A 2,382-nucleotide genomic window follows, 5' to 3' on the forward strand; every position below is an offset into this window, starting at 1 on the left:
AATCGCAAAGGTAACACACAGGCCAAATGATGAGCGAAGCCGCCTTTAATTTCCAGACGCTGAATCCCGATGTCATCCTTGATGCACTTTGGGATGCGGGTCTGCGTGTCGAATCAGGCTTAACCGCCCTCAATAGCTATGAAAACCGCGTCTATCAGTTCAGCGATGATGATAAACGCCGCTATGTGGCTAAGTTTTATCGTCCGCAGCGCTGGAGCGCGCAACAGGTCCTCGAAGAGCATCAGTTCACTCAGGATTTATTAGAGGATGAAGTACCGGTTGCCGCGCCGCTCGTTCTGCAGGGCAGTACGCTGAATCATCATGCCGGCTTCATGTACGCGGTCTTCCCTAGTTTAGGCGGACGGCAATATGAAACCGATAACGAGGATCAGATGGAATGGGTTGGCCGCTTTCTTGGGCGCATCCATCAAACCGCCAGGCAAAGCCTGTTTCAGCAGCGACCCACTTTCGGCCTTGAAGAGTATGTGTTTCAACCGCGTCGCGAGCTGGAACAAAGCGCGTTAGTACCGGCTTCGCTCAAAGACTTACTGCTTGCTGCCGTTGATAAGCTCAGCGCGACGCTGCAGCAGCGCTGGCATAGCCAATGGCAGCCGTTAAGGTTGCATGGCGATTGCCATCCCGGCAATATTCTGTGGCGTGAAGGCCCGATGTTTGTCGATCTTGATGATGCCCGTAACGGGCCAGCAGTGCAGGATATGTGGATGCTGGTAAATGGCGATCGTCAGGAACAGTTGATTCAATGGGACATTTTGCTGGAAGCCTATAATGAATTCGGTGATTTTGATTTACATGAATTGTCACTGATTGAACCTTTACGCGCTATGCGCATGGTTTATTATTTGGCCTGGGTGGTACGCCGCTGGCAGGATCCCGCTTTTCCGCGCGCCTTTCCCTGGATGACAGATGAGGATTTTTGGCGCCGGCAGATTGCATTATTTATCGAGCAGGAAAGGCTGCTACACGAACCGCCGTTGCAGCTTAGCCCGCAATATTAATGAAGTACTCAGGAGATTGTTTCACGATGAAAAAGATCATGTTTGCGCTGGTAGGTTTAATGCTGGCATTTGGCGCCTCAGCGGCACAGTTCAACGATGGTAAGCAGTTCGTTACTTTGCCAAAGCCAGTGGCGGGTGAGCCGCAGGTTCTGGAGTTCTTCTCCTTCTTCTGCCCACACTGCTACCAGTTCGAACGCGTTTATCACGTGAGCGATGCAGTGAAAAAGAACCTGCCGGCGGACACGAAAGTGACCAAATACCACGTTGATTTCCTTGGCGGTCAATTCGGTCCGGTTGTCACTCAGGCATGGGCTGTTGCCATGGCGCTGGGCGTAGAGAGCAAAGTTACTGCACCGATTTTCGACGGTATTCAGAAAACCCAAACCGTTACCGATGCAGCAAGCCTGAAAGAAACCTTTATTAAAGCGGCGGGTATCTCTTCAGAAGATTACGATGCAGCCTGGAACAGCTTCGCTGTAAAAGCGCTGGTTGCGCAGCAGCAGAAAGCGGCAGCAGACGTCAATCTGCAAGGTGTGCCAGCAATCTTTGTTAACGGCAAATATATGGTTAACAACGGTGGCCTGGATACCAGCTCAATGGACAACTTCGTTGCTGATTACGCCAACGTAGTGAAGTTCCTGGTAGAAAAGAAGTAATTTAGTTTTAAGAACGCCGGCACTGCCGGCGTTTTTTATTGCCTTTTTCGTGTTGATTATACGATGTATTTATTAACCCTCCGCTTAATATCCACATGGACGATCGTCTTTTCATTAGGACGGATAAGGTCACGGTAAGTATTTAACTAACTGATATAGTTTAATTTTTAATATTAAAGTAATTACAATTAACGTAAATAACAATACGTTATGAATTTTACGCACAAACTTATCCACAGATTGATCCTTGCGATCCGTGCCGCGTAACGACGAAAAAGATCCTGACTTCCCCGAGTGCATTCAACATTCTCCTCCGGTTGTGGCATCCTTATAGCCCTCATTATCGCAACGAAGAAAATACGAACCTATGGCGCAAATTGCAGAAAATCCCCTGATTCTGGTCGACGGCTCATCTTATCTGTACCGTGCATATCATGCCTTTCCGCCGCTAACGAACAGTGCAGGCGAGCCAACTGGCGCCATGTATGGTGTGCTCAACATGCTGAAAAGCCTGTTGATGCAGTATCAGCCAAGCCATGTGGCTGTGGTCTTCGATGCGAAAGGCAAAACTTTCCGCGATGAGCTCTTTGAGCACTACAAATCGCACCGTCCGCCGATGCCAGACGATCTGCGAGCGCAGATTGAGCCGCTACATGAAATGGTCAAAGCGATGGGCCTGCCGCTGTTGGCGGACTCTGGCGTTGAGGCGG

2 protein-coding genes and 1 pseudogene are annotated in these 2,382 nt (G+C 49.7%); all 3 read left to right on the forward strand.

The window, feature by feature from the left end; all coding sequences use genetic code 11:
- Window positions 1-29: 29 nt before the first annotated feature.
- Window positions 30-1,016, forward strand: a complete 987-nt coding sequence (locus RTY00_RS11390) for a serine/threonine protein kinase (RefSeq protein WP_312664510.1) — start codon at window positions 30-32, stop codon at window positions 1,014-1,016.
- 26 nt (window positions 1,017-1,042) lie between these two features.
- Window positions 1,043-1,672, forward strand: a complete 630-nt coding sequence (gene dsbA, locus RTY00_RS11395) for a thiol:disulfide interchange protein DsbA (protein WP_008109808.1) — start codon at window positions 1,043-1,045, stop codon at window positions 1,670-1,672.
- A gap of 367 nt (window positions 1,673-2,039) precedes the next feature.
- Window positions 2,040-2,382 (forward strand): annotated as a pseudogene (locus tag RTY00_RS11400) (DNA polymerase I); the annotation flags it as partial.

The sequence above is a fragment of the Pantoea sp. CTOTU49201 genome, from assembly GCF_032054795.1.
Lineage (GTDB): Bacteria > Pseudomonadota > Gammaproteobacteria > Enterobacterales > Enterobacteriaceae > Pantoea > Pantoea symbiotica.

Coding starts and splice junctions, on each gene's coding strand:
- dsbA (WP_008109808.1), top strand. CDS start 1,043: ATGAAAAAGATCATGTTTGCGCTGGTAGGTTTAATGCTGGCATTTGGC.
- RTY00_RS11390 (WP_312664510.1), top strand. CDS start 30: ATGAGCGAAGCCGCCTTTAATTTCCAGACGCTGAATCCCGATGTCATC.